This window comes from Robinsoniella sp. (assembly GCF_034124845.1).
This window is the reverse complement of sequence record NZ_JAWYAJ010000467.1, coordinates 1-4063: the sequence shown is the minus strand read 5'-3', so window position 1 is coordinate 4063 and position 4063 is coordinate 1. Positions and strand designations below refer to the sequence as shown.

The following is a 4063-nucleotide window of genomic DNA, read 5'->3' as shown; positions in this document are numbered from 1 at the left end:
TATGTATGAAGATGCATTATGCCAGGATCAGGCGATGATCCGGCAGATACGTCAGGCAGACAATTACCGGGATTATGCCCAGGCGTTTGCCGAAATGGGCAAATATGCAAGGCTTTCTTCTAAAAAAGATGAAGCTGTTTCTGAAAATAAAAAAGAACAGGTAAAAGCAATCCGGGAACAGGTGAAGAAAAGCCTGAAAGGACTGCAGGAGCAGTACTTTTTTGGAAGCTTAGAATCCGTGATTTCCGATATACAGGGAAGCCGAGAGGTCATGGGCGTCTTAATTGACCTGGCATGTGAATTTACAGAGCGGTATGCGGGGAAAAAGAGAGAAAAAAACGTGGTGGATTTTAGTGACCTTGAGCATTTTGCCCTGAATATCCTGGTAGAGGAAAAGGACGGGGAGGCAGTGCCCACGCAGATTGCAATGGATCTGGCAGAACATTATGAAGAAATTCTGATTGATGAATACCAGGACAGCAACCTGGTCCAGGAATTGATCCTTACCAGCATATCTAAGAAATGCATGGGAAAATATAATATTTTTATGGTGGGGGATGTGAAGCAGAGTATTTACCGTTTCCGTCTGGCAAGGCCGGAACTGTTTATGGAAAAATATGATACGTATCCGGTTACGGACAGCCAATGCCAGCGAATTGACCTGCATAAAAACTTCCGCAGCAGAAGCCAGGTTCTGGTCAGCGTGAATTATATCTTTGAACAGATTATGGCAAGATATCTTGGAAATATCCAGTATGATGCGGAGGCGGCACTTTATCCCGGCGCCGCTTTTCCGGAAAAACAAGCTGACGGGGAGGGATTTACCAATACGGAAATGCTTCTGGTAGATCTGGACACGTTAGATGAGGTGGTAGAGGATGTGGAAGAGAATGCCAGAGAACTGGAAGCCAGGGCAATCGGCAGCCGTATTCTGGAGATAGTGGGTAAAGAGGATGTGCTGGATAAAGCAACGGGAACCTACCGAAAAGCCAGGTATGGGGACATAGTAATTCTTCTGCGTACCATTTCCGGATGGGCGGAGTCCTTTGCAAGAGTGCTGGAAAGCCAGGGAATTCCGGCGTATACCGGGTCACAGACCGGATATTTTTCTACGGTGGAGATACAGACCATACTGGCTTTTCTGAAAATTGTGGACAATCCAAGGCAGGAAATACCCATGGCGGCAGTATTAAAGTCTCCCATTGGGGGGCTGGAGACACAAGAACTTGCTGTTATTAAAAGCTTAAATCCAAATATGCCGTTTTATGAATGCTGCAGGCTGTATGCTTCTCAGCCGGATGAAGGTGATGCCTGCCAAAAGGGCATAATAGAAAAGTTAAAGAAATTTTTCCGTATGCTGGATCATTTCCGCATGCTGGTACCCTATACACCGATGCATGAACTGTTGTGGCAGGTACTGGATTCCACCGGATACGGGGATTATGCAGCAGCGATGCCGGGTGGAGAACAGCGGACGGCAAATCTGAAGATGCTGGTGGAAAAAGCCATGACTTATGAGACTACCAGTTATCGGGGGCTGTTTAACTTTATCCGCTATATCGAGAACTTACAGAAATACAATGTGGATTATGGCGAGGCGAGTACCATTGGTGAACAGGAAGATACGGTGCGGATTATGAGTATTCATAAGAGTAAGGGACTGGAATTCCCAATCGTATTTGCAGGGGGAATGGGCAAGTCATTCAACCAGCAGGACAGCAGGAGCAGGGTGCTGCTCCATCCGGATCTGGGGATTGGCTGCGATTATATTGATCCCGTTCTTCGTGTGAAAAGCCCTACACTTTTAAAGAAAACCATTCAGCGGGAAACCATCAATGAAAATCTGGGGGAAGAACTGCGGGTATTGTATGTGGCTTTCACAAGAGCAAAAGAAAAACTGATTATGACCGGTGCGGTGACGAAAATTGCTGACAAGATAAAAAAATGGAGCCAGATCTGCCGCAGGGAAGAGGAAAAAATTTCTTTTACCGAGTTATCCGGTGCGTCATCCTATCTGGACTGGGTGATGCCTGCGCTTATGCGCCACCAGTCGGCACGCAAGTTATTGGAGGAATATGGATTTGTGAACGATCCTGCACATGAACTGTACCGGAAGGAAGCCTATTTTTCCATCCGGGTATGTCCGGTGAAAGAACTGGTTACCAGAGAGGCTGCTCATCAGATGGCAATCAAGGTTTCCAAAGAAGAACTTTTAGAGCGGGGACAGCGGATGCTGAGTGAGCAACAGCTGGAAGCTCTGGACAAGCGCATGGATCCGGTATACCCCTATGAACAGGATGGGGATATTCATGGGAAAATTACAGTTTCGGAACTGAAAAAATACAGCCAGTCCGCAGATAACCTGCTATACGGGGAGGAAGAGTTTTTCATTTATGAAGAACCGGATATTGTTCCGCTGATACCCAGGTTTATGCAGCAGAAAACCGAAGTGCCCGGAGCAGTGCGTGGTACGGCTTACCATAAGCTGCTGGAGGAACTAAATTTTGCGGATGCTGCCGGAAGCCAGAAACTGAATGCACAGATTGAGCGGCTCCTGGAAGCAGGAAAAATGACCCGGGAAGAAATAGATCTGATTGATAAAAGAAAAATTGTACGTTTATCTGGTTCAGTTCTGGGAAAACGGATGGCAAAGGCAGAACAGGAGGGAAATCTGTACCGGGAACAGCAATTTGTCCTGGGCGTTATGGCTTCTGAAATAAAAGAATCCTGGTCAAATGAAGAAATGGTGTTGATTCAGGGTATCATAGATGCATTTTTTTACGAAGATGAGGCAATAATTCTGGTTGACTATAAGACAGATTATGTACCGGAAGACCATGCAGAAATACTGGTGGATAAATATAAGATCCAGCTGGACTATTATGCACAGGCGCTGGAGCGTATGACCCAGAAAAAGGTGAAAGAGAAGATACTTTATTCCTTCTGGCTGCAGAAAGGAATCCGGATCAAATAGAGGGGAAGAGTCAGTTTGAAAATTCATTCATCCTTTTCCATGTTAAGGAAGTTTTAAGGGGATTTCACACAATTATGGTTGATTTTTCAAATACCAAAAGCTATACTTAACACGACAGTATTTTAAATGAGGAGTGCAAAATGAACTGGATAAAAAAATTGTTTCAAAATCAGGCCGTCCGTTATATTTTCTTTGGCGGATGTACTACACTCGTTAACCTGCTTTCTTATACGCTTATGCGTACCATAATGGGTATCGATATTACCATAGCCAATTTTATCTCAATATTATTGGCGATTGTGTTTGCATATGTGGTTAATAAGATCTTTGTATTTGAGAGTAAGCGAAATACCGTTTGGGAAGTCATTAAAGAATGTGTGCAGTTTGTAGGAATGCGGCTTTTGACCATGTATATTGAGGTATTTGGTGTCGTCCTGCTTAGCTGTGTCTGGGGCATGAATGATTTAATTGCCAAACTGGTAATTCAGGTAGTTGTATTAGTATTAAATTATATTTTCAGCAAAGCATTTGTATTTAAAGAAAAGAAGGATATAGCAGAATTAACGGAAAAAGAAAGAAAGATCCGTAAGACGAAGAAATGGTGTGTCATTGCATCAGCCGGAATTCCGGCAGTCGTGATGTTCATTGCTTATATTGCCAACGGAGTCTTTCCATTTGGGGACCACGGTGTGCTGATCATCGATTCCCTGCATCAGTATCTGCCGTTTTTTACGGATTTTCATGACAAGCTTGCAGCCAGTGAGTCCTTATTATATTCCTTTGGCGGAGGCCTGGGTTATAATTTCTGGGCGACTTATGCTTATTATCTGGCAAGCCCGTTGAATTTTCTCATTGTATTATTCCCAGCCAGGAATATGATGGATGTAATGGCATACCTGATCATTCTTAAAATTGCATTGTGTGGAGGCTGCTTTGGATATTACCTGACCACCCGGAATAAGGGAAAGAACTTTACTCCGGTAGTGTTTGCCGTGATGTATGCACTCAGCAGTTTTATGATTGGATACTATTTCAATTTGATGTGGCTGGACAGCATTGCCCTGCTTCCAATTGTTATGCTTGGCATCG

General features: G+C 44.1%; 2 protein-coding genes. Both read left to right on the top strand.

The annotated features are described in order from the left end of the window. The coding region (addA, locus tag ACH2DQ_RS22890; protein WP_395028477.1) for a helicase-exonuclease AddAB subunit AddA at positions 1 to 2974 on the top strand (2974 nt) is incomplete at its 5' end. A gap of 140 nt (positions 2975 to 3114) precedes the next feature. Beyond that, positions 3115 to 4063 (top strand): YfhO family protein (locus ACH2DQ_RS22885; RefSeq protein ID WP_395028475.1); only part of this gene is annotated, 949 nt, incomplete at its 3' end.